Annotated in this window: 24 protein-coding genes, 1 tRNA gene, 1 pseudogene and 1 riboswitch; of the genes and pseudogenes, 14 read left to right on the top strand and 12 right to left on the bottom strand. The window is 58.0% G+C overall.

Annotation, left to right across the window (positions count from 1 at the left end):
• Window positions 1-4 precede the first annotated feature (4 nt).
• A complete protein-coding gene (locus tag V6582_RS20450) occupies window positions 5-1,033 on the top strand; it encodes a zinc-binding dehydrogenase (RefSeq protein ID WP_015915871.1) in 1,029 nt (342 codons plus the stop codon).
• A gap of 2 nt (window positions 1,034-1,035) precedes the next feature.
• On the top strand, window positions 1,036-1,968 hold the full coding sequence (locus tag V6582_RS20445) for a lipid A biosynthesis lauroyl acyltransferase (RefSeq protein WP_156634411.1): 933 nt from the start codon (window positions 1,036-1,038) through the stop codon (window positions 1,966-1,968).
• Here V6582_RS20445 and V6582_RS20440 read toward each other — a convergent pair.
• A complete protein-coding gene (locus V6582_RS20440) occupies window positions 1,952-2,932 on the bottom strand; it encodes a hypothetical protein (RefSeq protein WP_156634410.1) in 981 nt (326 codons plus the stop codon). The two genes, V6582_RS20445 and V6582_RS20440, sit on opposite strands and share 17 nt — an antisense overlap.
• Before the next feature lie 425 nt (window positions 2,933-3,357).
• On the opposite strand from V6582_RS20440, the gene V6582_RS20435 reads away from it, so the two are divergent.
• The 3 genes from V6582_RS20435 to bluB all read left to right on the top strand — a co-directional run bounded on the left by V6582_RS20435 (window position 3,358) and on the right by bluB (window position 6,841).
• Window positions 3,358-5,037 carry an NAD+ synthase gene (locus V6582_RS20435; protein WP_156634409.1) on the top strand — a complete coding sequence of 560 codons (1,680 nt, stop codon included), beginning with the start codon at window positions 3,358-3,360 and terminating at the stop codon, window positions 5,035-5,037.
• A 5-nt stretch (window positions 5,038-5,042) separates the two neighbouring features.
• Entirely contained in the window at window positions 5,043-5,876 is an 834-nt protein-coding gene (locus V6582_RS20430) for a TolB family protein (protein WP_156634408.1), read from the top strand.
• A gap of 18 nt (window positions 5,877-5,894) precedes the next feature.
• Window positions 5,895-6,075: riboswitch (cobalamin riboswitch) on the top strand.
• A 79-nt stretch (window positions 6,076-6,154) separates the two neighbouring features.
• Complete coding sequence (gene bluB / locus V6582_RS20425; RefSeq protein WP_156634407.1) at window positions 6,155-6,841, top strand: 5,6-dimethylbenzimidazole synthase; 687 nt, start codon at window positions 6,155-6,157, stop codon at window positions 6,839-6,841.
• A gap of 58 nt (window positions 6,842-6,899) precedes the next feature.
• Here bluB and V6582_RS20420 read toward each other — a convergent pair whose 3' ends face one another.
• Window positions 6,900-7,328: an RrF2 family transcriptional regulator gene (locus V6582_RS20420; protein WP_156634406.1), complete on the bottom strand. Its 429-nt coding sequence runs from the start codon at window positions 7,326-7,328 to the stop codon at window positions 6,900-6,902.
• Window positions 7,329-7,503: 175 nt separating this feature from the next.
• Here V6582_RS20420 and V6582_RS20415 point away from each other — a divergent pair, with 175 nt between their 5' ends.
• On the top strand, window positions 7,504-8,484 hold the full coding sequence (locus V6582_RS20415; protein ID WP_156634405.1) for an alpha/beta fold hydrolase: 981 nt from the start codon (window positions 7,504-7,506) through the stop codon (window positions 8,482-8,484).
• Between the two features lie 127 nt (window positions 8,485-8,611).
• Here the strand turns inward: V6582_RS20415 and tyrS are convergent, their stop codons facing one another.
• The gene (gene tyrS, locus V6582_RS20410; RefSeq protein ID WP_156634404.1) at window positions 8,612-9,868 is read right to left on the bottom strand and encodes a tyrosine--tRNA ligase; all 1,257 of its coding nucleotides are present in this window, start codon (window positions 9,866-9,868) and stop codon (window positions 8,612-8,614) included.
• Window positions 9,869-10,009: 141 nt separating this feature from the next.
• Here tyrS and V6582_RS20405 point away from each other — a divergent pair.
• The 3 genes and pseudogenes from V6582_RS20405 to V6582_RS20395 form a co-directional block, all read left to right on the top strand.
• A pseudogene (locus V6582_RS20405) lies at window positions 10,010-11,125 on the top strand (anhydro-N-acetylmuramic acid kinase); the annotation flags it as partial.
• On the top strand, window positions 11,120-11,629 hold the full coding sequence (locus V6582_RS20400) for a GNAT family N-acetyltransferase (RefSeq protein WP_234889844.1): 510 nt from the start codon (window positions 11,120-11,122) through the stop codon (window positions 11,627-11,629). The pseudogene V6582_RS20405 and the gene V6582_RS20400, both read left to right, overlap by 6 nt.
• A gap of 124 nt (window positions 11,630-11,753) precedes the next feature.
• A complete protein-coding gene (locus V6582_RS20395) occupies window positions 11,754-12,026 on the top strand; it encodes a hypothetical protein (protein ID WP_156634403.1) in 273 nt (90 codons plus the stop codon).
• Window positions 12,027-12,108: 82 nt separating this feature from the next.
• Here the strand turns inward: V6582_RS20395 and V6582_RS20390 are convergent.
• Window positions 12,109-12,183 (bottom strand) — tRNA-Asn (locus tag V6582_RS20390).
• 175 nt (window positions 12,184-12,358) lie between these two features.
• On the opposite strand from V6582_RS20390, the gene V6582_RS20385 reads away from it, so the two are divergent.
• Window positions 12,359-12,670 carry a hypothetical protein gene (locus V6582_RS20385; protein ID WP_420359852.1) on the top strand — a complete coding sequence of 104 codons (312 nt, stop codon included), beginning with the start codon at window positions 12,359-12,361 and terminating at the stop codon, window positions 12,668-12,670.
• Between the two features lie 19 nt (window positions 12,671-12,689).
• Here the strand turns inward: V6582_RS20385 and V6582_RS20380 are convergent, their stop codons facing one another.
• A complete protein-coding gene (locus V6582_RS20380; RefSeq protein ID WP_156634402.1) occupies window positions 12,690-14,225 on the bottom strand; it encodes a sensor histidine kinase in 1,536 nt (511 codons plus the stop codon).
• A 121-nt stretch (window positions 14,226-14,346) separates the two neighbouring features.
• Here V6582_RS20380 and V6582_RS20375 point away from each other — a divergent pair, with 121 nt between their 5' ends.
• The 3 genes from V6582_RS20375 to V6582_RS20365 all read left to right on the top strand — a co-directional run bounded on the left by V6582_RS20375 (window position 14,347) and on the right by V6582_RS20365 (window position 16,057).
• Entirely contained in the window at window positions 14,347-14,871 is a 525-nt protein-coding gene (locus V6582_RS20375; protein WP_156634401.1) for a thermonuclease family protein, read from the top strand.
• Window positions 14,868-15,503, top strand: coding sequence for a uracil-DNA glycosylase family protein (locus tag V6582_RS20370; protein ID WP_156634400.1), 636 nt, complete (start codon window positions 14,868-14,870; stop codon window positions 15,501-15,503). Before V6582_RS20375 ends, V6582_RS20370 begins: the two co-directional genes overlap by 4 nt.
• Before the next feature lie 65 nt (window positions 15,504-15,568).
• A complete protein-coding gene (locus V6582_RS20365; protein WP_015915887.1) occupies window positions 15,569-16,057 on the top strand; it encodes an Lrp/AsnC family transcriptional regulator in 489 nt (162 codons plus the stop codon).
• 39 nt (window positions 16,058-16,096) lie between these two features.
• Here the strand turns inward: V6582_RS20365 and V6582_RS20360 are convergent, their stop codons facing one another.
• The 7 genes from V6582_RS20360 to V6582_RS20330 all read right to left on the bottom strand — a co-directional run bounded on the left by V6582_RS20360 (window position 16,097) and on the right by V6582_RS20330 (window position 22,181).
• Window positions 16,097-16,966 (bottom strand): NAD(P)-dependent oxidoreductase, encoded by an 870-nt coding sequence (locus V6582_RS20360; protein ID WP_156634399.1) that lies wholly within the window; start codon window positions 16,964-16,966, stop codon window positions 16,097-16,099.
• 105 nt (window positions 16,967-17,071) lie between these two features.
• The gene (gene pip / locus V6582_RS20355; protein ID WP_156634398.1) at window positions 17,072-18,046 is read right to left on the bottom strand and encodes a prolyl aminopeptidase; all 975 of its coding nucleotides are present in this window, start codon (window positions 18,044-18,046) and stop codon (window positions 17,072-17,074) included.
• Between the two features lie 126 nt (window positions 18,047-18,172).
• Complete coding sequence (locus V6582_RS20350; RefSeq protein ID WP_060715624.1) at window positions 18,173-18,982, bottom strand: methyltransferase domain-containing protein; 810 nt, start codon at window positions 18,980-18,982, stop codon at window positions 18,173-18,175.
• A gap of 194 nt (window positions 18,983-19,176) precedes the next feature.
• On the bottom strand, window positions 19,177-19,443 hold the full coding sequence (locus tag V6582_RS20345; protein ID WP_156634427.1) for an usg protein: 267 nt from the start codon (window positions 19,441-19,443) through the stop codon (window positions 19,177-19,179).
• Window positions 19,444-19,678: 235 nt separating this feature from the next.
• The gene (locus V6582_RS20340; protein WP_156634397.1) at window positions 19,679-20,509 is read right to left on the bottom strand and encodes an ABC transporter permease; all 831 of its coding nucleotides are present in this window, start codon (window positions 20,507-20,509) and stop codon (window positions 19,679-19,681) included.
• Window positions 20,506-21,309, bottom strand: a complete 804-nt coding sequence (locus V6582_RS20335) for an ABC transporter permease (protein WP_156634396.1) — start codon at window positions 21,307-21,309, stop codon at window positions 20,506-20,508. The genes V6582_RS20340 and V6582_RS20335 overlap by 4 nt, the downstream gene beginning before the upstream one ends.
• Before the next feature lie 95 nt (window positions 21,310-21,404).
• Window positions 21,405-22,181, bottom strand: a complete 777-nt coding sequence (locus V6582_RS20330) for a transporter substrate-binding domain-containing protein (protein WP_156634395.1) — start codon at window positions 22,179-22,181, stop codon at window positions 21,405-21,407.
• 289 nt (window positions 22,182-22,470) lie between these two features.
• Between V6582_RS20330 and V6582_RS20325 the strand changes: the two genes are divergently transcribed.
• On the top strand, window positions 22,471-25,068 hold the full coding sequence (locus V6582_RS20325; RefSeq protein ID WP_349508908.1) for an OmpA family protein: 2,598 nt from the start codon (window positions 22,471-22,473) through the stop codon (window positions 25,066-25,068).
• The last annotated feature ends 5 nt before the right edge of the window (window positions 25,069-25,073 follow it).

Genomic DNA, 25,073 nt, shown 5'->3' with positions numbered 1-25,073 from the left:
AGCCATGCGCGCATTGCAATTGATCGAAGACCGTAAGCTTGAAATCACCGATCTGCCGGAGCCGGATGCGCCCGGTCCCGGTGAAGTGACGCTGCGGGTCAAGGCGGTGGCGCTGAACCATATCGATGTCTGGGGCTGGCGCGGCATGGCCTTTGCCAAGCGCAAGATGCCGCTGGTGATCGGTGCGGAAGCCTCCGGCGTGGTCGAGGCTATCGGTCCCGGCGTCGGCAATATCCTGCCTGGCCAGCTGGCGGCTGTCTATGGTGCGCGCACCTGCGGCCTCTGCAAGCCCTGCCGTGATGGCCGCGACAATCTCTGCGAACATGTCGGCGGTGTGCATGGCTTCCATCTCGACGGCTTTGCCCAGGAAAAGATCAATATTCCGGCCCGCCTGCTGGTGCCGGCCCCTCCGGGCGTCGATGCGATTGCCGCAGCGCTTGCGCCTGTTACTTTCGGTACGGTCGAGCATATGCTGTTCGACAATGCCAAGCTGGAACCGGGCGAAACCATTCTCGTCCATGCAGGCGGCTCCGGCATCGGTACGGCGGCTATACAGCTGGCCAAGAAGATCGGCTGCACAGTGATCACCACCGTTGGCTCGGACGACAAGATCGAGCGGGCGCGGGCGCTGGGTGCCGATCACGTCATCAACTACCGCACGGACCGGTTTGAAGGCGTGGTGCGCAAGCTGACAAAGAAAAAGGGCGTCGACGTTGTGTTCGAACATGTCGGCAAGGATACCTGGGCTGGCTCCATGCTGTGCATGAAGCGCGGCGGACGCCTCGTGACCTGTGGCTCGACATCAGGCGTTTCGACCGACCTGAACCTGATGATGCTGTTCCAGCAGCAATTGAAGCTGCTCGGCTCGTTTGGCTGCCGGATGGAAAACATGGCCAATGCCATGCAGAAAATGGCCCGTGGCCTCGTTCATCCCGTTATCGATACGCAGGTGACGTTCGAGGATATCGACGTGGCGCTGACCCGGATGGAAAGCCGCCAGATCTTTGGCAAAATCATCCTGAAAATGGATTGATCATGCTCCGTCGGGTTCTGACAAAGGTCGTGCTGGGTCTGCGGAAATTTCCGCAATGGCTGGTGGCCAAGTTCATCCTGGTCTTGCTGACGCTGCTGAAACTGTTTCCTGCCGATAAAGCCTTGAACGGTGCCGATCGGCTGGTACGGTTTATCGGTCCGAAGCTGAAGCGCCATCGGTTGATGCTGACCAATCTGCGCAATGCCTTTCCGGAAAAATCCGAGACGGAAATCGAGACCATCGCGCTGGCCGCCTGGGGACATATGGGACGGCAGATCGCCGAATATGTGTTCTTGGACGAGTTGTTCGATTTCGACCCGGAAAAGCTGGGAGAGGGCCGCGTTGAGGTTTCCGGCATTCCGATCTTTATGGACCTGTTGGAAAATCCGCGCCCGTTCATCGTTTTCACCGGCCATACCGGCAATTTCGAAATGCTGCCGGTGGCAGGCGCTGCCTTCGGCCTCTATGTGACGGTGCTGTTTCGCCCGCCCAACAATCCCTATATCGCCGACATGGTGTTCGATTTCCGCCGGGCGCGGATGGGCAATCTCGTGCCCTCCCATGCCGGTTCGTCCTTTCATCTGGCCCGCCAGCTGGAAGCAGGCAAGGGGGTCGGCGTGCTGGTCGACCAGAAGTTCAAGAAGGGCCAGCCCACGACGTTCTTTGGCAGCGAAGTGCGCACCAATCCGCTATTGGCCAAGCTGGTGCGCCAGTTCGGCTGCGATATCTATCCGGCCCGCTGTATCCGTTTGCCAGGCAATCGCTACCGGCTGGAAATCGAACCGAAAGTGGACATCCCGAAGGATGTTCAGGGCCGGGTCGATGTCCAGGCCACCGCGCAAATGCTGAACGACAAGGTGGAGAGCTGGGTGCGCGAATATCCGGAGCAGTGGCTCTGGTATCACGACCGCTGGAACATCAAGAAAACACTTTGAAGTCTGCTCTCGCCTTCTCAGCTTGGGACAACTCAGCTCTCGTTTGTTCGGTCTGATGCGGCGTCAAAACGTTGACCTGGGCGACCGCTTTCCAGAAGGCAGTGTTGATGGCTTCGAACTTTGTCGATTGCCAATGGAAGTAATCATCGACAAAACGCTGTGACAGCCAGACATTGCCACGGCGGCGGGGCAGTTCCCAGCCGAGCAATTCTTCTTCTTGCGCCTTCTTGAACATCCGCTTCAGATTGGTGATCGAGATCAGATAGGTCTCTCCAAGCGCTGCAAGGCTGATCGGCCCCAGTCGATAGAAGCCATCGGCATCGGGCCGGTCCGGGATCTGGCTGATCATGCCATGCAGCACCATGCCACCCATGTCCGAATTGAGAAACGGAGCAATCGTTTCACGCGGTATGCGCCAATCAGGGTCCACCACCAGCGCCTGGGCAATCATCGGCTGGGCAACCCTGAAAATAAGTGGATTGGCATCTGCAAGTGCGCGGCGGCCTCCATCGTCCAGCCGGTCAAGGCAATCCAGATGCCCCAGAAACCAGGAGATCATTGCTGCCTCGGCTGTCGCCGTCGGCACCAGGATACGCATTCGCCGGTCGGCCGGGTTTTCTATTTCCTCTATAAATTTATAGGCGGAAAGTTCGGCCAGGAAAGACGCTGCGGTATTGCGGCTAGCCGCACCCAATTGCATGGCCGCATCCATGAAGCGGGAGGCCGTCAGGCCCGAAAGCGGATCTTCCGGTGTTCGCTGCAAGGCAAGCGCATACATGGAATGCGACATCAACCATTTACGGTGACAGGCCTTGAGGCGCGACAGGCGCGGGGTTTTGACATGGATACCGATCAGGTGCCGGGCGATTTCCCGCTCGATTTCCGGAAAAGCCGGATGAGCGGCGATTGCCTCACGGCTCAGAAGGGATGGCGATGAGATTTGTGAACGCGGAGATGACAACATCTGTGTTGAATCCGACAATGACGAAAGAGAAAAGCATATGTTATGGCTGCTGGTGTAGTTAACACTTTATGGAAAAAAGAATAGCGACAAGCCAGCCAATCTCCGGTTAACCTTCGTCCAAGATCATCAGGCTACCTTATATTTTCATTGCAATGCCGGTGCAACGGGCTTGCGCAAAACATACGCGCTTTGTCCCATAAAATATATGGGAATAAAAACCACCATTCAAAAAACTGCGTTTGGTATTCTGTGGCCGATTATATCAGGTGGGACCTGCGGCCAATATCCATCTTTTCGGCTGGTTGGCCACAATGGAGCCGCGCCCTCCATGTTGTTTTTGAGGAAACAGGACAGCACTATTTTTCGTCTCAGCAGGTCGTTTTGGGCCGTTGCAGTCCACCGATGACCGGGTTAAACCTTGAGCCATGAGCGACACAGTCCAAAGACCCGAAACGCTGCGCATTGCCGTGGCTCAGTTCAACCCGACCGTGGGCGATGTGGTGGGCAATCTCAGCCTTGCCCGCGCCGCCCGCGCCAAGGCGGCCTCGCTGGGGGCCGATCTTCTGTTGCTGTCCGAGCTGTTCATTTCCGGCTATCCGCCGGAAGATCTGGTGCTGAAACCCGCCTTTCTGCAAGCCTGCAAGGCGGCGGTGGATGAGCTGGCCGCCGATACCGCCGATTGCGGACCGGGCGTCATCGTCGGCTTTCCCCGCCAGGGTGAAAAAGGCCGGCACAATTCGGTGGCGATCATCGATGGCGGCAAGATCCTCGGTCTGCGGGACAAGATCGACCTGCCCAATTACGGCGAATTCGATGAGAAGCGGGTGTTTGTCGAAGGCGACATGCCGGGACCGGTGAACTTCCGGGGCGTGCGGCTGGGCGTGCCGATCTGCGAGGAAATCTGGAACGATCTCGGTGTCTGTGAGACGCTGGCCGAAAGCGGCGCGGAAATTCTGCTGGTTCCCAATGGATCGCCCTATTACCACGGCAAGCTTCAGGTGCGTTATCAGGTCGTGCTGCGCCAAGTAATCGAAAGCGGCCTGCCGCTGGTTTTCGCCAATCAGGTTGGTGGGCAGGATGAGCTGGTATTCGATGGCGCCAGCTTCTGCTTCAATGCCGACAAGACGCTGGCTTTTCAGATGCCGCAGTTCGAGGAAAGCATTGTGCTGACCACCTGGACGCGGCAGGGCGATGGCTGGCGTTGCGCGCCGGGCGAGGTCTCTGATATCCCCGAGGGCGAGGAGGCGGATTACCGCGCCTGCATGCTGGGCTTTCGCGACTACGTGAACAAGAACGGCTTCAAGAGCGTAGTGCTCGGCCTGTCCGGTGGCATCGATTCGGCGATTTGCGCGGCAATGGCGGTCGATGCGCTGGGGCATGAACGGGTGCGCACCATCATGCTGCCCTATCGTTATACATCCGAGGAAAGCTTCAAGGATGCCGCCGATTGCGCCAAGGCGCTCGGCTGCCATTATGACATCGTGCCGATTTCAGAGCCGGTGGAAGGCTTTCTCTCCAGCCTTGCCGATATGTTCGAGGGAACGGAAAGCGGCATTACCGAAGAAAACCTGCAAAGCCGCACCCGTGGCACCATTCTGATGGCGGTGTCCAATAAGTTCGGCTCCATGGTGGTGACAACAGGCAATAAATCGGAAATGTCGGTGGGCTATGCGACGCTCTATGGCGACATGAACGGCGGCTTCAATCCGATCAAGGACCTCTACAAGATGCAGGTCTATGCGCTGTCAGCATGGCGCAACGCCCATGTGCCAGTTGGTGCGCTCGGCCCGGCGGGTGAGGTCATTCCGGTCAACATCATCTCCAAGGCGCCATCCGCCGAACTGCGCCCCGACCAGAAGGACCAGGACAGCCTGCCGCCCTATCCGGTGCTGGATGACATTCTGGAATGCCTGGTGGAAAAGGAAATGTCGGTGGACGAGATTTTGGCGCGTGGCCATGACATCGCCACCGTTCACCGCGTCGAACATCTGCTTTATTTGGCGGAATACAAGCGCCGCCAGTCTGCGCCGGGTGTCAAAATCACCAAGAAAAATTTTGGCCGCGACCGCCGTTATCCGATCACCAACCGCTTTAGGGATCGCTAGCGGCTATGCGCAGCTCTGTCGAGATTTACAATATTCAGACCCGCCAGAGCCGCATTGTCTGGCAGACAGAGCGATTGGTGGAAGCGCCGAACTGGTCGCGGGATGGCGCCTGCCTGATCCTCAATGATGACGGGTTGATGTATCGCCTGCCTCTGGTCGGGCAGCCGGTGCCGGAAAAGATTGACACTGGCTTTGCCACCCGTTGCAACAATGACCACGGTCTTTCGCCCGATGGCCAATGGCTCGCGATCTGCGATAAGGTGGAGCATGGCAAAACCTGCCTCTACATTCTGCCTGCCGAAGGCGGTATGCCGAACCAGATCACCAAGAACCTGCCCTCCTACTGGCATGGCTGGTCGCCGGATGGCCAACGGGTCTGCTATTGCGGTATCCGTGACCAGGTCTTCGACATCTACACAATCTCGGTTGACGGCAGTGATGAACTGCGCCTGACCCATGGCGAAGGCCGCAATGATGGGCCGGACTGGTCGGCGGATGGGGAATGGATCTATTTCAACTCCAGCCGCAGCGGCGCGATGCAGATCTGGCGTATTCGCCCGGATGGCTCGGATGTGCAGCGCCTGACCGATGACGGGCAGGGTGACTGGTTTCCCCATCCATGCCCAAATAATCGCAAGGTGGTGTTCATTTCCTATGACGCCGATGTTTTCGACCACCCGCGCGATCTCCATGTCCGCATGCGCCTGATGGATATGGACGGCGGTAATGTCGAAACCCTGTTCGAGCTGTTTGGCGGTCAGGGAACGATCAATGTGCCAAGCTGGTCGCCGGACGGTCAGGAATTCGCCTATGTGCGGTATTTTCCGGCGGTCGCCTAAGCATCGCCGCAGTCTGCCATTACCAGCCCTTTGTCAGGTGCCCGCATGTTTGCGGGAGAATCGGGAATGCGGTGAAATTCCGCAACGTGCCCAACGCTGTGAGGTTGATGGTTGCTGCTTTTGCCACTGGTGAGAACCGGGAAGGTGCGGCAATCAAATGACGCCCAGTCAGAAGACCGGCCTGACATGATGGACGCTCCTTGCGCGGACGGCAGGTGCGTTTTGCTTGATCGCGATTCGCAAGGGATCGTGTAGGGCGCATTGTTGGGGACCAAACGATGCAGGACTTAATGAACGATGCTCTGGTGTCTGCCGGAGCTTTTTCTGCCGAAGAACGCGCTGCCGTCTACCGGGCCATCATGACCCGTCGCGACGTGCGTGATGAATTTCTGCCCGATCCGATAGACGATGCCACGCTCTGGCGCATCCTGACCGCCGCCCACCACGCCCCCTCCGTCGGTTTCATGCAGCCTTGGAATTTCATCCTGGTGCGCGATGCCGCACGGCGGCAGGCCGTTTGGCAGGCTTTTTCCAAGGCCAATGATGAGGCGGCAGCGCTGTTCGAAGGCGAGAAGGCCACGCTTTACCGCAATCTGAAGCTGGAAGGCATTCTCAAAGCCCCGCTCGGCATTTGCGTCACCTGCGATCCAGACCGCGCAGGCCCCGTGGTACTGGGCCGAACCCATAACCCCCGCATGGACAGCTACTCCACCGTCTGCGCCATCCAAAACCTCTGGCTCGCCGCCCGCGCAGAAGGCATCGGCGTCGGCTGGGTCAGCATTTTTCACGATGCCGATTTGCGCGCCATTCTCAATATTCCAGAGCGGATTGAGATTGTTGGGTGGCTGTGTCTTGGCCACGTTGCCGAGCTTTATGATGAGCCGGAATTGCAGGTGAAGGGGTGGCGCAAGCGGCTGGCGCTGGAGGATCTGGTGTTTGAGGAGGGGTGGAAAGGCGCTGGTTGAGAGCGGGCAGAATCACTGAACTTGACAGTAGGAACATTGTCCGTGCGCAATCTCTGGCTTACCTCGCATCTTTTCCCGCAAGGGCAATCTCACCGATTTGCGCAAGCGTTGTCTCCGCATATTTCTTTGTAACGTGGATTTCGGCTGCCCCGTGTGCCTCTTCAAGGATGGCGTTGGAGGCCCGCTCCACCGGGCATGTCGGGTGATCACGCGAGATCGGGGCATGAAGAATAGGCCCTTCGTTCAAAGCTCGTTGAACGTCGAGCACCGTGATCTGATCGAGCGGTTTGGTTAGCCTCCATCCGCCGCCGCGACCGCCTTCCGATTCAACAATTCCGTGCTCTCGCAAGGCGCCTAACGTACGGCGCACGACCACGGGATTTGTATTGAGCATTTTCCCGATCCGTTCCGACGTTTCCCTGCCGCCAAGCAAGCCCATGTGCACCAGAACATGCAGCATTCTGGGGAGCCGACTATCGGTTTTCATTGCATACCTTTCCGTAACATTATTTGTTACAATATCTTGACGTCAAGGATTTTATGTAACACATATTGTTACGAAATAGAATGAGCGCTTTCGGACCAACGTTGGCTCCTATTCGTTTTTTGGCGAACTTGATCGCTTCCATCACAAGCGCCAAACAAAATATCCAGAGGTCCAGATGAATGAGATGATGATCCCGACCCGCACCATTAATATGAGCATCCTTGATGCGGGGAGTGGCCCCTTGGTGTTGCTTTGCCATGGTTTTCCTGAAACCAAACACGCTTGGCGGCATCAGATCGGTACTCTTGCGCAGGCGGGTTATCGCGTCGTCGCGCCAGACTTGAGGGGCTATGGTGGCACTGACGCGCCGACGGGTGAAGATCAATATACGGTTTTCCATGCCGTCGGCGACTTGGTGGCATTGTTGGACGCATTGGGCGAGAAACAGGCAATTGTCTTCGGTCACGATTGGGGAGCGACTATCGCATGGCAAGCTGCACTCATGCGCCCGGACAGGTTTCGTGCTGTCGGAGCACTGACTGTGCCTATGATGGGCTCACCACCCGTTCCACCGACACAAATCTTCCCGCAGAACGAAGAAGCCATGTTCTACGCCCTCTACTTTCAAGAGCCGCAGACCGCAGACGCTGAGTTCTCTCAAGACGTGAGTTTGACGCTCCGCAAGTTGATTTTTGCAGCAAGTGGAGAAGCGGGGCCGCGCAAACCCGGTGACGGTACGCCCAATCCCTTTGGAATGGTGATGCGACGCATGGGGCTCTTGGCGGGCCTGCCGGATGTGGACACGCTGCCGGATTGGCTGGCCCCCGAAGATTTCCAGCACTTGGTCCGCGCATTCAAGGCATCAGGTTTTACCGGCGGCCTCAACTATTATCGAAATCTGGATCGTAATTGGGAATTGCAGCAGGCTTATTCAGGCCAAACAGTCAACGTGCCGGCATTCTTTATGATTGGTGAGCGCGATCCCGGTTTAAGCATTCCTGGAATGGATCAGATCATCGCTGGCATGTCTGACTTGGTTCCAGACCTGCGTGGCACCCACATCCTGCCCGAAGCTGGACATTGGCTCCAACAGGAGAAGCCGACCGAAGTGTCTGAACTGATGATAAACTTTCTCAAACAGTTGGATAATCGGTAGATGGCGATTGCCAAGCTCTGAAACACAATCCCTGACGCAAGCATCCTGCGAAAATGATCGTTTCACCCCTGACTTTGTAACGCTTGAGAAGCCCTCTGCACCAATCAAAGTGCAGAAGGCTCTCCTATCAAACAGGCCGCACCAGAATATGTTTCTTCTTGCCCAGCGATAGCTTGATCACGCCATCACCAGTTACCTCAGCCGTGCCAATGCTCAGGCGCTCGTCCGAGACGCTTTGATCGTTGATCTTCACGGCTCCACCCTGCACATGGCGGCGGGCTTCGCCGTTGGAGGCGGCGAGGCCGGCTTTGACGATCAGGGCCAGAAGGCCGATGCCTGCTTCAAGCTCGCCGGTGGCGACCTCGATGGAGGGAAGATTGTCGGCCAGTGCGCCTTCCTCGAAGGTCTTGCGGGCGGTTTCAGCGGCTTCTTCGGCGGCGGCGCGGCCATGCAGGATGGCAGTCACTTCCGTTGCCAGCACCTTCTTGGCTTCGTTCAGCTCTGCACCGCCAAGGGCGGCCAGACGGGCCACTTCATCCATTGGCAGCTTGGTGAACAGCTTGAGGAAGCGGCTAACGTCGGCATCCTCCGTATTGCGCCAGTACTGCCAGAAATCGTAGATCGGCAGCAGATCGGCGTTCAGCCACACGGCGCCGGACGCGCTCTTGCCCATCTTTGCACCGGAGCTGGTGGTCAGCAGCGGTGCCGTCAGGGCGTAGAGCTGTGGCGTGTCCATGCGGTGGCCAAGGTCAATGCCGTTGATGATATTGCCCCATTGGTCAGAGCCGCCCATTTGCAGACGGCAGCCGTAGCGCTTGTTCAACTCGACATAATCGTAGGCCTGGAGAATCATGTAGTTGAATTCCAGGAAGGATAGCGATTGTTCGCGGTCGAGGCGGGTCTTGACACTATCAAACGACAGCATGCGGTTGACCGAGAAGTGACGGCCAACATCGCGCAGGAACTCAAGATAGTTTAACCCACGCAGCCACTCGGCATTGTTGATCATCAATGCGCCGCCCTTGGGGCCCTTGTCGTAATCAAGGTAATTGGCAAAGCAGCGCTTGATTGAAGCAATATTGTCTTCAATCATTTCGATGGTCATCAACTTGCGGGCTTCTTCCTTGAACGACGGATCGCCCACCATGCCGGTGCCGCCGCCCATCAGTGAGATCGGTTGATGGCCGGTTTCCTGAAACCAGTTCAGCATCATGATCTGCATCAGGTGGCCAACATGCAGACTGGAAGCCGTCGGATCATAGCCAATATAAGCCGTCACGCTTTCCTTCGTCAGCAGATCATCCAGCCCGGTTTCATCGGACATCTGGTGGATGAAGCCGCGCTCGGACAGGATATGCAGGAAATCGGACTTGAACTTGGACATGATCGTCACGCCTTCTGGTATCGGACTTTGGTCTTGTGAATTTGGAATTCGAGGCGGCTTTATCATTGTTTTTTGAAAAGTGCATCAATTTCAGCCATCAATGGCGCTCTTTCTGATCGCCAGCAAAAGGAACATCGAGTCGTGACCAAAACGCTGCAAGCAATCGGCCTGATGAGTGGCACCTCCATGGACGGCATCGACGTTGCCCTTGTCACCACAGATGGTGAGGCGGTGGTGGAGCGCGGGCCGTTTCTGGCGGTGGCTTATGACGATGCGTTTCGCCAGCGGCTGAAGCAGGGGCTGGAGGATGCCAAGGCGATCACCGCCCGCCACCAGCGCCCAGCCAGCCTGGCCGCGCTGGAGACGGAGTTGACGCTGCTTCATGCAGATGCGGTCAAGTCCTTCCTGAGGCAGAAAGGGCTTCGCGCCCGCGATATCGATGTTATCGGCTTTCATGGACAGACGGTGTTGCACAGGCCGGAGCAGGCTTTGACGGTGCAGCTTGGCGATGGCGCGTTGCTGGCCCGCCAAACCGGTATTGATGTCGTCTACGACATGCGGGCCAGTGATATGGTGCATGGCGGGCAGGGCGCGCCGCTGGTGCCTGCCTACCATGCCGCGCTGGCTGGCGGATTGGGGGCGGAGCGCCTTCCGGCCTGTTTCGTCAATATCGGTGGCATTTCCAACCTGACCTATATCGGTGCCGACGGCGCAATCGCAGCCTTTGACAGTGGTCCCGGCAATACCTTGATCGACCAGTGGGTTGAGGCCCATACCGCCCTTGCTTTCGATGCCGGAGGCGGGATTGCCGCCAAGGGGCGGGTGGTGAAGCCCTTGGCGGATCGTTATCTTGGCCATGGGTTTTTCACCTCCAATCTGCGCCGCTCGCTGGATCGCAATGATTTTACCCCGCCCGAGCCCGGTGATATCAGCCTCGAGGATGGCGCGCGCACGCTGGCGCATGTGGCTGCGGCGTCGATTTTCGCCTCCGCCCGGCATTTGCCACAGAAGCCGAAAACCTATGTGATCTGCGGCGGTGGCCGGTTGAATGCGGTTATCATGGCTGATTTGAACGACATGGCGGCGCGGGAAGGGGCTGATATCGTCAATGCCGATGATCTGGCGCTCGATGGCGATGCCATGGAGGCGGAGGCCTGGGCCTATCTGGCGGTACGCTCGCTGAAAGGCCTGCCCTTGACCTTTCCCGGCACCACTGGCGTGCGCCAGGCGGAATCGGGTGGTGTCCATCAGATGCCGCTGGTCTGTGAGACGGAGCGGCTTTTGCTGACCCCATGGCGGGCGGGCGATGAGACATTGCTGGCCGACCTTCATTCGACCCCGGAAACCTGCCGCTTTGTCAGCACGGGAGCGCCATGGAGCCAGTCCTACTCGGCGGAACGTATCGATGGCTGGATGGATGACTATGAGGCAAATGGTGTTGGTAAGCTCAAGCTGGTTGCCCGGGACGATGGCCGCTTCATCGGGCGTGCCGGTTTCTCATGGTCGAAAGACAGCGGGCAGTACGAACTGGGCTATTCCATCTGCCATGATGAATGGGGCAAAGGCTTTGCAACGGAAATCGCTACAGGCTTGAAGCGCTGGTTCTTTGAGCAAGGCATCGGGAATGCCTTCATCGCCTTCGCCCATGTCGACAACGCTGCCTCGCTGGCCGTGCTGCGCAAGATCGGCCTTACGGAGACGCAGCAGCGCGAATACAAAGGTCGGCCTTTTCAGTTTTTTGAATGCGTGGCGCCTGAGTAACCTTAGGCATGTGATCGCTGAAAAATACCCTTCCTCAACATGAACAAGAGGATCAGATTGCGTTCATCTTCATTCGCTTAATCTCCAGCCATCGTTTCCAGTGAAACGCATCAGGAGATAGAAGATGAAGAAATTTTTGGTCGCATGTCTGATCGGTCTGGGAAGCATCACCGCAACGGCAGCGCCGTCTTTGGCCGATGATGTCAGGGTTATGGTAAACGATCGCGGTTATCATCCTGATCGCCACTATGGCCGTGACGAATACCGTCCCCATCGTCCCCACCATCGCAATTTCGAACGGCGTCATCACGCCTACCGCGATAACTGCCGGACCAAGAAGGTCAAGTTCCGTCATCACGGTCGTTGGGTCTACAAGACCACGACGGTTTGCCGTTAAGCCGATGAGCTTGAACTAGGATAGAAAAAAAGCCGGATCAGAAATGATCCGGCTTTATAATGTCAGCTAATCAGCTGGAATATGGCTCCCCGGGCCGGATTCGAACCGGCGACCTGTCGATTAACAGTCGAATGCTCTACCGCTGAGCTACCAGGGAATGTACCGTTTGAAGCGGTGTGAACCGCGTCCGTTGGTGTGAGTGGGCTTCTACTCAGGCTTTCATGGTTTGCCAAGTCCCTTTTTGAAAAAAAAGTGCCTCTTGTTTTGTTTTCCCCTCTTTCCCATCTGATGTCTGTGGGAAAACTGGCCTCAAGCGGCCTTGAAGGACGACCGTGACGGAAAAGAAAACCAAGACTTATCATATGGATACCGAGAAGGGGCGTCTGCATCTGGGGCGTTTCAACCTGCCGATCCCGCAGTCTCGCGGCGGACGGATCACGGTTGGCAGTCTTCTGGTGGTTGGCGGCTGCCTGGGCTTTCTGCCCGTGCTTGGCTTCTGGATGGTGCCGCTTGGCGTCTTGGTCCTGTCCCATGACGTCGCGCCGGTTCGGCGGTTTCGCCGAAGGGCCGGGCTGAAATTTGCAAGAGCTCAAAAAAATGGCTGGAAGCTGGGCCGCAAACGACACCCTCATATGCAGCGGTAAGCGTTCAGAACTCGTTTGTTCAGGCGAAATAACGCCGCTTTGGCTCCACGGCCTGGGTTCCTTGTACGGCGGGAATCGTTTGTAGAACGCGCTTTGCCGGCAGGATGGCTATTACTTCCGTTCCCTCGCGCAGTTTCGATTTCAGCTTGAATTCGCCGCCATGCTTGGCGAGGATGGCCTGAACGATGGGAAGGCCGAGGCCCGTCCCTTGTTCCGCACTCTTGATGGCGATGGAGCCCTGGCCGAAGGCCGAGAGCACCACGGGGATTTCCTCTTCGGCGATGCCGGGGCCATTGTCCTTGATGGAGACATATTGCCCGCCGCCGACCGTCCAGCCGACCTTGACGAGGATTTCTCCGCCCGGTGGCGTGAATTTCACGGCATTCGACAAAAGGTTCAGCACCACTTGCCGAAGCGCCTTTTCGTCGGCCCAAAGGGCGGGCAGGTTGACCTCATATTGCTGGGATATGTTGATATCCTTCGCCTTGGCGCGCAATTGCACCATGCCGACGCAGTCCTCGGCGACCTCAAGCAAAGAGATCGATTCTTCCGAAAGATCGTATTTACCGGCTTCGATTCGCGATAGATCGAGGATTTCGTTGATCAGATTGAGCAGGTGCTGGCCGGACCTGTGGATGTCTCCCGAATATTCCCGGTAAAGCGGATTGTTGAGCGGCCCCAGCACTTCCTGGGCCATGACCTCTGAAAAGCCGAGAATGGCATTTAATGGTGTGCGCAACTCATGCGACATCGAGGCGAGAAAGCGCGATTTCGCCATATTGGCTTCTTCCGCCCGGCGGCGGGCTTCGTCCGACATGGATTTGGCCACTTCCAGCTCGGCGATCAGGTCGTCCTTTTCGCTCTGGAAGGATATCAGCTTGAGGTTGGAAACGTAGAGCCTGCCGGTGATATAGATGAAGAACAGCACGGAGACGGTAAAGGCCAGGGCCAGCGTCGCGTCTTCGACGCGCTGCGAAAAAAACGCCTGGGCGGAAAGCGCGATGATCGGTGGGGTAAACGCATAGAGCACGGCCTGACGCAGCAGGATATTGGTCATGGCCGTGGTGCAGAGCACGACCAGCAGCACCGAGCCTTTGAGCAGCAGGTCGCTTGTCGGGCCGCATGCCTCGCAGGTCTGAAAGGTAAAGGCCGCCCAGCAGCAGCCCATGGCCAGATGCCCGGCCAACAGCACATGACGCCAATGTTCCTGGCGATGAGTGACCGGAATGCGTTTGGCAGCCTTGCGGATGAGCAGAATGTTCAGGGCGTGAATGCTCAGCGTCAGCAGTGCCCAGAGGATATAGATCGGGCTTCCCGACAGGTAAGCTGTCAGGCCAGCGGTCAATATCGTGATGAAGGGTGTGATGGCCGCGCCTTGCAGGCTGGCCTGCGTATGCATGGACAGCAGGTCTTTTTCGAAAGCCGGTGTGCCGCCATGGGTGGAATGCAAGCGTTCTCTGGTCATGCGTAAGGCTTTTGCCGTCGCCTTGTTGCGGTGGCTACGCGATAGGTCGACAATATTCTTGTCGGTCGAGTTTGAGACGCCGTTACCCATGATATGGTTGCATTTTTTCCGCGGTCCGTCTCAGACTAGCCATGAAGTCTTAAGAGTTACTTTCTGGAAAGGTTTTATTTGCCATTCTCGGATACCGGCTGTTATTGAAAAGGGCCAGATTGTGACACGCATGCATCGGATCATCGCTGCCGCCTTCGTCTGCCTGGTCATCGGCACGATGCTTGCCGCTGCCTTCTGGCCCCGCAAGATGCCGTCCTTCGATGGCCCTTTCATCATTGCCGATGGTGAAACATTGGTGACCAATGGTCAACGCCTGCAACTCAGGGGCCTGGATTCACCGGAAATCGGTCAGCGGTGCCGGGGCGAGGATGGTGTTGTCCAGCTTTGCGGTGCGCAGGCCCGATTTGGTCTCGCCCAGCGCATGGCTCAGGCTGGCGTCCTCTGCCAGGGAAGGGATCGCATTGAAAACGACCGTATTCTGGTGACTTGCACTGTCATGGACCGAGATGTTGGCGCCGACATGGTTCGCTCCGGTCTCGTTTTGAATGCGGGCGGCTATGAGAATGAGGAAAAGCAAGCCCAGGCCGACAAAGCCGGGCTTTGGGCAGGCACGTTCGACCGGCCGGAAGAATGGCGAAAGCTGCATCCTCGCAATGACATCATCCGCAAGCAGGACGAAAATTGACCGTGAGCGTGCCTGTTGACCTCGACGGACTGCGTGCCGCCATTCACGCCTGCCGGATCTGTCGGGATTGTCCGACGCAGGCAACGGCGCTGCCGCATGAACCAAGGCCCGTCGCCGTCCTGTCGCCTACAGCCCGCATTCTGATAGCCGGGCAGGCGCCGGGCAAGCGGGTGCATGAAACCGGACTGCCTTTCAACGATGCCTCGGGCGATCGGCTGCGGCAATGGTTGGGCGTGGACCGGGAGGCGTTTTACGATAGCCGCAACTTTGCCATCCTGCCGATGGGCTTCTGCTTTCCGGGATACGACGCCAGCGGCCACGACCTGCCGCCCCGACGCGAATGCGCCCCGCATTGGCGCGATGCTGCCATGGCCGTCATGCCTCAGGTGGAGCTGGTGCTTGCCATTGGCCAATATGCGCAACGCTGGCACATGGGGGACCAGCGAAAACCAACATTGCATGCCACGGTGGAAAGCTGGCGCGAATCGTTTTTTACCAACCGGCCCGGGCCGAAAATTTTGCCACTGCCACATCCCAGTTGGCGAAACAGCGGTTGGCTGCGTCGCAATCCGTGGTTTGAGGCAGAATTGCTACCTGTCTTGAAAAAGCAAGTGGATCACTGTCTGCGGTGAAAGCATTTTGCTTTCGTTTGCTCCAAATTGCGCTATACCGGAAAAAAATTTCAATGGTGTCGCTCATGGATCGTCTGGACCGTAAAATTCTGCGTATTTTGCAGGAGGATTCCACTCTTGCCGTTGCTGACCTCGCCAAGAAGGTCGGTCTTTCCACCACGCCCTGTTGGCGGCGTATCCAGAAGATGGAAGAGGATGGCGTGATCAAGCGCCGCGTGGCGCTGCTCGATCCGGTCAAGGTCAATACCAAGGTGACGGTCTTCGTTTCGGTGCGCACCAATACCCATTCGATTGAATGGTTGAAGCGTTTTTCCGAAGTGGTGGCGGAATTTCCCGAAGTGGTCGAATTCTATCGCATGAGCGGCGATGTGGATTACCTGCTGCGGGTCGTGGTGCCTGACATCGGCGCCTATGACGCCTTCTACAAGCGGCTGATCGCCAAGATCGAGATCCGCGACGTATCCTCGGCTTTCGCCATGGAGCAGATTAAATACACGACCGAATTGCCGCTCGATTACATGATGCTCGATAATAACAAATCGGGTGAGGAATAAGGGGCTGGGGAGCCCGATAGACAGGCTCCCCAAATCTCATCACTTTTCCAGCCGGGCTAGCAGGGATGACGTATCCCAGCGATTGCCGCCAAGCTTCTGCACGTCGCCGTAAAATTGGTCGACCAGGGCTGTCAGCGGCAGGGTGGCGCCATTGGTCTTGGCTTCGTTCAGCACGATGCCCAGATCCTTGCGCATCCAATCGACGGCAAAGCCAAAATCATATTTGCCGACGGCCATGGTCTTGTGGCGGTTTTCCATCTGCCACGAACCGGCAGCGCCCTTGGAAATCACCTCGATGACTTTTTCAATGTCGAGACCGGCCCGCTTGCCGAAATGCACCCCCTCCGCCAAGCCCTGCACGATACCGGCGATGCAGATCTGGTTGATCATCTTGGTCAATTGACCGGAACCCGCTGGGCCCATCAGGCCGATCATCCGTGCATAGGCTTCGATCACCGGACGGGCCTGTTCGAACACCGGCTCGTCTCCGCCGCACATCACCGTCAGCACGCCATTTTCCGCCCCGGCCTGGCCGCCGGACACCGGCGCATCGATGAAGCCAAAGCCTTGGGCTTTTGCAGCCTCATACAGTTCCCGGGCCACGTCCGCTGAGGCGGTGGTGTTGTCGATCAATATCGCACCGGGTTTCATGCCCGCGAAAACACCATCGGCGCCAATGGTGACTGCACGCAGGTCATCGTCATTGCCGACGCAGGTGAAGACGAAATCAGCACCGGTCGCAGCCTCTGCCGGCGTCAGGCCAAGCGCCCCGCCGTGCTGGGCCACCCAGCTTTCGGCCTTGGCCGTGGTGCGGTTATAGACCGTCACATCATGGCCGCCCTTCGCTTTCAGGTGTCCGGCCATGGGATAACCCATGACGCCCAATCCGATGAATGCCACCTTGGCCATGTCTTAAGTCTCCGTTGCTTATTGCGTGTCGCCAGAGGTATCGCAGCCGGCCACACAGGAAAAGTTGTTTTTGGGTGAAACCTCTTCTGATGGCCGCATGATGGCTCAGGCTTTCAATTCGCGGGCAAGGAATTTCAGGGTCTCGATGACCTTAGCCGTCATGCCCGGAACGCTGATATTGTGTTCGCCATCTTCAACGACAATCAGGCGACTGCCCCGCCAGGCAAGGTGCAGCTCATAGGCGGTCTTCAGGGGACTGCCGAAATCGAGGCGACCGTGAATCAATATGGCAGGAATGCCATCCAACAGCTTGATACCCTGAAGGATTTCCCCCTCAGCCAACCAGGCGCGATGCGACCAGTAATGGGTGACGAGCCGAGCAAAGCACAGCCGAAACCGGGCGTCCGACCACCTGACATGTGGGACATAGCCCGGCTTTATGGAGAGAGTGGCAGATTCCCATGTGCACCAAGCACTTGCGGCCTTTTCATGAATCTCTTTATCAGGATTGATCAGCAGTCGGTGATAGGCCGTAGCGAGATCGCCGTCTCGCTGATCCCTTGGAAGATGGTCAAGAAAGCGCGCATGCTCTGCGGGAAAAAACTGTCCGACGCCGCGTGTTATCCATTCGATTTCGGCAGCACTTGTCGTGACAACCATGGTCAGCAGCATTCCGAGAACCTGCTCCCGGTGCGCTTGGGCATAGGCGAGCGCCAGCGTCGCCCCCCAGGAGCCACCCATGACAAGCCAGCGCTCAATGCCGAGGTAGAGGCGCAAAGCTTCGATATCCTCAAGCAGATGCGGCAGTGTGTTCGTGCTGAGATCGACCACCGGATCGCCGGCAAAGGGAAGACTGCGACCGCAATGGCGCTGGTCGAACTGGATGATGTGATAGTGCTCTGGATCGAAGAACCGGCGCGTGGTTTCAGAGAGGCCGGAGCCGGGGCCGCCATGCAGAATGAGGGCCGGGATGCCCTGACGGTTGCCGCTGCATTCGAAATAGATCCGGTGGCCGCCCGTGACCGGCAGGTGACCAGTTCGGTAGGGCGGCAAGGGCGGATGAAGCTCTGGTCCTGTCATCTCGCCCTCGCGGCTTTTACAGCGCCGTGCGCCATATATGGCGCACAAAGGTTCGCTGTAGCTCCTTAAATCTGCTGCATAATTTTCTCTTTAAACCAATTTCGGTTTAAAGAATTATGCAGCAGGTCAGTTCAAGGTTTTCAATTGCGCGATCACCAGATGGCCGGGCGAAGGCTCACCATCCTGCATGCGCACATTGATGTCGGTGACTTCGATGACCTCGAAGCCGGTGGCGGCCAACCGCTCGCGGATATAGGTCTGCGCATGGACGAAACGCTGATGCGGGCCGACCTTGTAGGGCACATCCTCGCCCATGGTTTCCGAGGAGAAGATGAAATAGCCGCCCAGCATAAGATTTTCCGACACGCCGAAAAACAGCGGCTCAAGCGCGCCAAGATAGGGTAGAACATCGGTGGCAGTGATCAGGTCGAACAGGTCCTCGTCATTGTCCTCGAGGAAATCCTCGACTTCGGCAACGTAAAGCGTGTCGTAAAGGTCTTTCTCATGGGCGATCTCGACCATGTTTTCCGAAAGATCGATGCCGGTGATATCGTCCACCATGTCACGCAGGGTGCCGCCCGTCAGACCGGTGCCGCAGCCGAGATCCAGCAGGCGCTTGAACGGGCCAAGCTTCAGTTCCTGCAAGCGCTGGCGCACGATGACCGGCACGGCGTAGCCGAGCTGATCAACGAGAATATCCTCGAAATCCTCGGCATGCTGGTCAAACAGCGTTTCCACATAGGCATCGGAGGCACGTGGCGGCGTTTCACCACGGCCAAGCGAGGCAAGGCGGACGGCAGCGCCGCCATGGTCTTCCGGATCGATTTCCAGAACCTCGTGATAGGCTTTCACCGCAGCGTCGATATCGCCAGCCTTTTCAAGCGCCAAGGCCCGGTTATAAGCCTCGGATAGCTTTTCTTCATCGATTTTCGCCATTGCGTCGCCCTCAGATCACGCCGCCGCGCACCGGATCGGGCGTCAGGCTCTGGCGTAAATTTCAATCCATCCGCATGATCTCGGCCCGGCATTGAAAGTCAATGGTCGGTGCCGAGAACAGGCGATTGGCGTGAGGGTCTACCGGCTCATGGCGCGTTTGGCAACATCGCCAGCTGTCCCTCCAAGGCCGACCGTCAATGCAGGATGAATTCGCCTTTCAGCGCCCGCCATTCGTTGGCAGCAATCAGTTTGCGATGCACATAGCGTACCGAATGCAACGGTCCATCCAGCTTTTCCTGCCAGAATTTCAGGAAACCTCGCATCTCCGGAAAATCCGGGGCCAGATCGTAATTCTGCCAGACGAAGGTTTGCAGCAGGTTTTGGTGATCCGGCATGCGGTAGAGAATTTGCGCTGTGGTCATGCCATAGCCCTTCAGCAGCATTTCCATATCGGAAGTCATGCCAGATTTAGGTGTGTCGTCATTCCTGATGTCAGTGTTCATGGCAACCTCGTTTCGTTCCCATTCTGATCCCGGCGGCACAGGTGCGACCTGCCCGTCGCGCATCGGTTCGTCCGATAGGAAGATGGTTCCATGCGAGGCTTAATCGAGGCTTAACAAAACTGTCATAAATGACATTTCGAAATAAAAATCATATGGTTAGCAGCGTATTGCCATGAGTGCTGCCAAGCGCTTGTCAGCGCTTCAGATGGCGCGTCAGCCGTCTTTCGATGGCGGCCCAGCCATGGCGCAGGATTTCGACAATGGCGAGATAGAAGATCGCCGCCCAGAGATAGGTCTGGTAGTCGAAGGTGCGCGAGAAGGCGTAGCGGGTCTCGCCCATCATATCGAGAACGGTGATGATCGACAGAATGGCCGAGCCCTTGACCATCAGGATGATTTCATTGCCGTAAGGCCGGAGCGCGACGATCAGCGCCTGCGGCAGAATGATTTTCCAGAAAGTGACAGCGCGCGGCAGCCCCAGCGAAGCAGCACCTTCATGCTGGCCGCGTCCGACGCTGCGGATCGCGCCCCGCAGGATTTCAGCCTGATAGGCTGCCGTATTCAGCGACAGGGCCAGCAACCCGCAATACCAGGCATCGCGGAAGAACCACCAGAGACCGACAGCCTCAAATTCCGTTCGGAACCCGCCCAGGCCGTAATAGACCAGAAACACCTGCGCCAGCAGCGGCGTACCGCGAAAGACATAGACATAGGCATAGGTCACGGCATTGGCCAGACGGTTTTCCGACATCCGCCCGACGGCAATTGGGATGGAAAGGACTGCGCCCGCCGCAATCGAGATGGCGACGATGCTGAGCGTCGTCCCAAGGCCAGAGATAAAACGCGGGCCGTATTTGATGAATTTGTCCTGGTCCCAATTGCCGATCATCATCGCCAGCAGGCCAAGGCCAAGCAAAGCCCAGACCAGCAGCAAAGATCCGCCCAATACCCTGCCAGGGGTAACGCGATGCTCATGCCTTGGAGGTGCTGGGCGCGGCGGAATCAGTTCAAGACTGTGGCTCATCGGTTCGCCCCCGACTGTTTCGTCCAGTTTTCGATATAGCCGACGGCGATGGAGGAGAGGATTGCCAGCACCAGATAAAGCGCACAGGCAATCGTATAAAACAGGAAGGCTTCCTTGGTGACGCGGGCGGCAATGCCGGTCTGGCGGATAATGTCGGAAAGGCCGATGACAGAGACCAGCGCAGTATCCTTTAAAAGGTTCATCCACAGATTGATGATGCCGGGCAGGGCGATGCGGATCAATTGCGGCACGATCACCAGCAACATGGTCTTGGTGCGCGACAGGCCGATGGCAAAGCCCGCCTCATACTGGCCGGAGGGAATGGCCCGGAAGGCCGATTGCAGCACCTCAGCACAATAGGACGAAAACACCAGAGCCAGCGCGATCATGCCTGCGAAAAAGGCGTTGATTTCAATCCGTTCCTCAAAGCCCATGGAGGCGAGGACGGCCTGAATGAGGATCTGCGAGCCATAATAGACGATGAACAGCGTCAGGAGTTCGGGCAGGCCGCGAAAGATCGTCGTATAGATTGCGGCGGCCTGACGCAGCATGCGCTCGCTGCTTTGGGTGGCAAGGGCAATCAGGAAGCCAATCACCAATCCGAACGGCAGGGTTGCTGCGGCCAGCGTGACGGTGACCTTGAAGCCGAAGCCGATTTCATCTCCCCAGCCCGCATCGCCGCAGGCCAGAAGTGTCCCGGATGCAAACCAGGTGAAGATCCCGGCGCTGCCGCAAAAGGGATCGAAAATCTGCGAAACGAGCGCCCAGAAGGCGTCGAGCGCGGAAGCGAGTCCGCCCATTTAGCCAATTCCCCTTGCGGTCTCCGCCGCATGTTTTTGCTTTATCTGTTGTGCGTGATCCGGGATAAACCCGGATCACGCCGTCTTAAACCGATTTATTTGTCGCCGTAAACGTCAAAATCGAAATATTTGGCGTTGATCTTCTGGTAGGTGCCATTGGCGCGAATGGCGGCGATGGCCTTGGTGAAGCGGTCGGCCAGAGCGGTTTCACCCTTGCGCACCGCGATGCCTGCACCCGGACCGTTGATGACCTCATCGATCGGCAGCGGCGTTAGGATCTTGCAGCAGGCACCCGCATCGCTTTTGACCCATTGCGTCAGCACGACGACATCGTCGATGACAGCATCAACGCGGCCATTGGTGATGTCCAGCTTATATTCATCGGCTGTCGGGTAAAGTTTCAGCTCAGAATCGGCCATATGCTTTTCAGCATAATTGGCATGGGTGGTAGAGCTTTGCGCGCCGATGGTCTTGCCCTTCAGGTCTTCAACACTCTTGATCGGCGAATCCTTCGGTACGGCGATAGCTGGCGGGGTGTTGTAGTATTTCTTGGAGAAATCCACCTTTTCCAGACGCTCTGGCGTGATCGACATCGACGCGACGATGGCGTCGAATTTCTTCGCCTGCAAGGCCGGGATGATCCCGTCCCAATCATTGGTCTTGAAGGTGCAGGTCACCTTCATTTCCTCGCAAAGCGCCTTGGCGATATCGATGTCGAAGCCGGTCAGCGAACCGTCGGCTTCCAGGTTATTGTAGGGCGGATAGGCGCCTTCCGTACCGATAACGAGCTTTTCTTCAGCCATGGCGCCACCGGCAAACAATGATAGGGCAGCAAGGGAGGCGGCGGCCAGAAAACGTGACGAGATACGCATGAGATCCTCTCTGTTGGTTACCAGGAGGGTATGGGAAGGTCCCCCTGGCGCAGACGCCGGCAATTTCTTTGAATTTTCGCCGGAACGTTTCGTCAGTTTTTCCGTTTTTGCGCAAATTGCAACTGCTAAAGCTCGCCACCCCCCGCCTGATGTCGTGAACACGTCATTCACCCTTCGTTCATTCCAACCCAGCCATCTTCCTGCCTAGAATCCGGCGTGTAAAAGCACGTCGTTAATAAACCGAATTCAAGAACAACGAGGCAAAATGCCTCAACTGCGAGGAAAACCCATGGCAGTACAATCCAGGATAACGGCATCGGTGCTGATTGCACTTGCAAATCTCGTTGCCGCACCATCCTTTGCCGCCTCTTATACTTCCGACAATCTCGCACCAGGCCAGGATATTGCCGGCCGGATGCGGGCGATGTCGGCTGGCACGACACTTGACGGTCACGGGATCGTGCTGATGGCCCAGGCCGAGCCGCCGCCGGAAGAGCTGCCGAAGCAGAAAAAGAAGGGGCCGCCCGAAGAGGGCAAGCCCGGCGAGGAGCGCCCGCCAGAGGCAGCAAAACCGCCGAAGGAAGAGAAGCGCCCTGAAGCGCCACCCGCCCGTAGTGAGGCCGCCCCGCCTGCCCGTGTAGAAGCACCTGCCCGGGAAGAAGCGCCAGCCCAACAGACCAGGCCAAAGCCTCCGGCCGGAATGGAGGCGCCATCCGCCGAGCCGCCACCGCCGAAAAAACACGAAAAGCCGATGGAGCCAGCGATAGAGCCGCAAAAGGCTCCGCCGCCGAAAATGGCCGAGCCGCCGGTTGAGCCTCAAGAAAAGCCCCAGCCTCAAGAAAAACCGGTCAGGCCGAAAAAGAACGACGCTCAGCCGCCTATGCCGCCTGTTGGCGACCGCAGCATTGTAACGCAGCCCGGTACGCCGCAACCGGGTGCGCCAAAGGGCGAAGGGCAGCCCATGAAACCGGAAGACCAGAGACCGGCTGGCAAGAAGCCCGGCCCGAATCCTGCTGAACAAGATCCGGCTGGAAAAGCCACGGAAGGCCAGAAGCGCGCAAATCCGCAAGCGGAAGGCCAAGCTCCCGCAAGCCAGGCACCGGTAGGCCAGCCGCAGGGAGGCCAAAAGCCGCAAGCTCCGCGGCCAGCCGAACCGGAACCGCAAGCCAAGCCCGAACCCAAAACGACGCCTGAATCTGAGGTAAAGCCAGCTGCGCCCAACGCACCCGTAGAGCCGCCTGCTGGCAATCCGCCAGCAGGTAAGCCTCCAGCGCCTCCAATGGCCGAACCGCCGCTGCCGGGTGGGCAGAAGCCACCTGCCGAGGCGCCGGGTGCGCCAAAGGCGTCCCAGCCCCCCGTTCAGCCTGGCGCCCCTGCAACACCGCGCGCCGATGCACCTATGCCGCCACCGCCCGGTCCCGGTAATGATGACGCTGGCAAGCCTCGTCCGGCTCTGTTGCCGCCAATGAATGCCACGCAGTCCCGTGAGCAGGGCGGTCTTCCTGGTCAGGGAGGAACGGCTGGTCAAGGTGGAAAAGGCGGTGCGCCGGGGCTAGGCGGTCAACCTGGACAGAACGGCCAACCTGGCCAACCCGGTCGTGCAGGAGCCCCGGGAGTTCCGGGAGCGCCTGGTGGTGCCGTGAGCGATCAGCAATTGCGCCCGCAATTGCCGCCGCAGGAACAGGCACCATTTACGCCGAAAGAATTGCAGCGGCTGCGGGCTTTGGCCGACAAGCCGTCGCAGACCGATGAAACCATCATTCTGCCGGTGGATCGCGGTGCGCCCGTGCTCGACAGCGACAAGGACAATAACTGGCGTCGCGGCATGTCCGAAGACCAGTTGCGCCGTCTGCGTCAGCAGGCCGACGATCAGGATCGCTATGCAATTCCCGAAAGCGATGCTCAGGCCCAGCAGGACTATTACGGCAACCGTCCGCGCCCGGATATCCGCATCGAATCCATCGATCAATATCAGGGACGCCGTCTGCGCGATCAGCCGCAATTCATCTATCCTGATGACGTCCGCGTCGAGCGCAGCTTCGACGACGACCGCGAGGTGATGGATTACGGTGGCCAGATCGTCATTCGCAGCGACGATAACCGCCGCTTTGCCCAGTATGGCCGCCCACCGGTTTATGAGCAGGTGGATCACCAGCGTGTCCGCATCACCGTCTTCAAGGAAAACGGCGATCGGATCGTCAGCCTGCGCAATCGCTATGGCCAGTTGATCCAGCGGTCGCGAATCGATGCCAATGGCCAGGAATATGTGCTGTTCTATTCGCCGGATCTCTACAGCGCTGACGACGACCGCCGGGTTGTCTACCGCGATCCGGGTGCGGACCTGCCGCCGATGCGCCTGCGTGTGCCGCTCAATGACTATATCATCGATGTCGGCAGCTCGCCCGACCGCGATTATTACAAGTTCATGGAGCAGCCGCCGGTAGAGCCCGTCGAGCGTGTCTATACGATTGACGAGGTTCGCAACTCTGCCCGTATCCGCGATAAGATGCGCCGCATCGATCTTGATACCGTGACGTTTGCCACCGGCAGCGCCGATATTTCCATGAACCAGGCCGGTACCTTGAAGAAGGTCGCTGATGCCATAGTGAGGGTGCTGAAGGACGATCCGGGCGAAACCTTCCTGATCGAGGGCCATACCGATGCCGTTGGTTCGGCAAAGTCAAACCTGGTGCTGTCTGACCGCAGAGCCGAATCGGTCGCCAATGTTCTCACCCAGGTTTACGGCATTCCGCCGGAAAACATGATCACGCAGGGTTATGGCGAGCAATTCCTCAAGGTGATGACCTATGGGCCGGAACAGCAGAACCGGCGCGTCACCGTTCGCCGTGTCACGCCGCTGGTGCGGCCCGTGCAGGCGGCCCGCTGATAATA

It is taken from the genome of Agrobacterium vitis (assembly GCF_037039395.1).
Lineage (GTDB): Bacteria > Pseudomonadota > Alphaproteobacteria > Rhizobiales > Rhizobiaceae > Allorhizobium > Allorhizobium vitis_E.
This window is presented reverse-complemented; position numbering and strand designations above follow the sequence as displayed.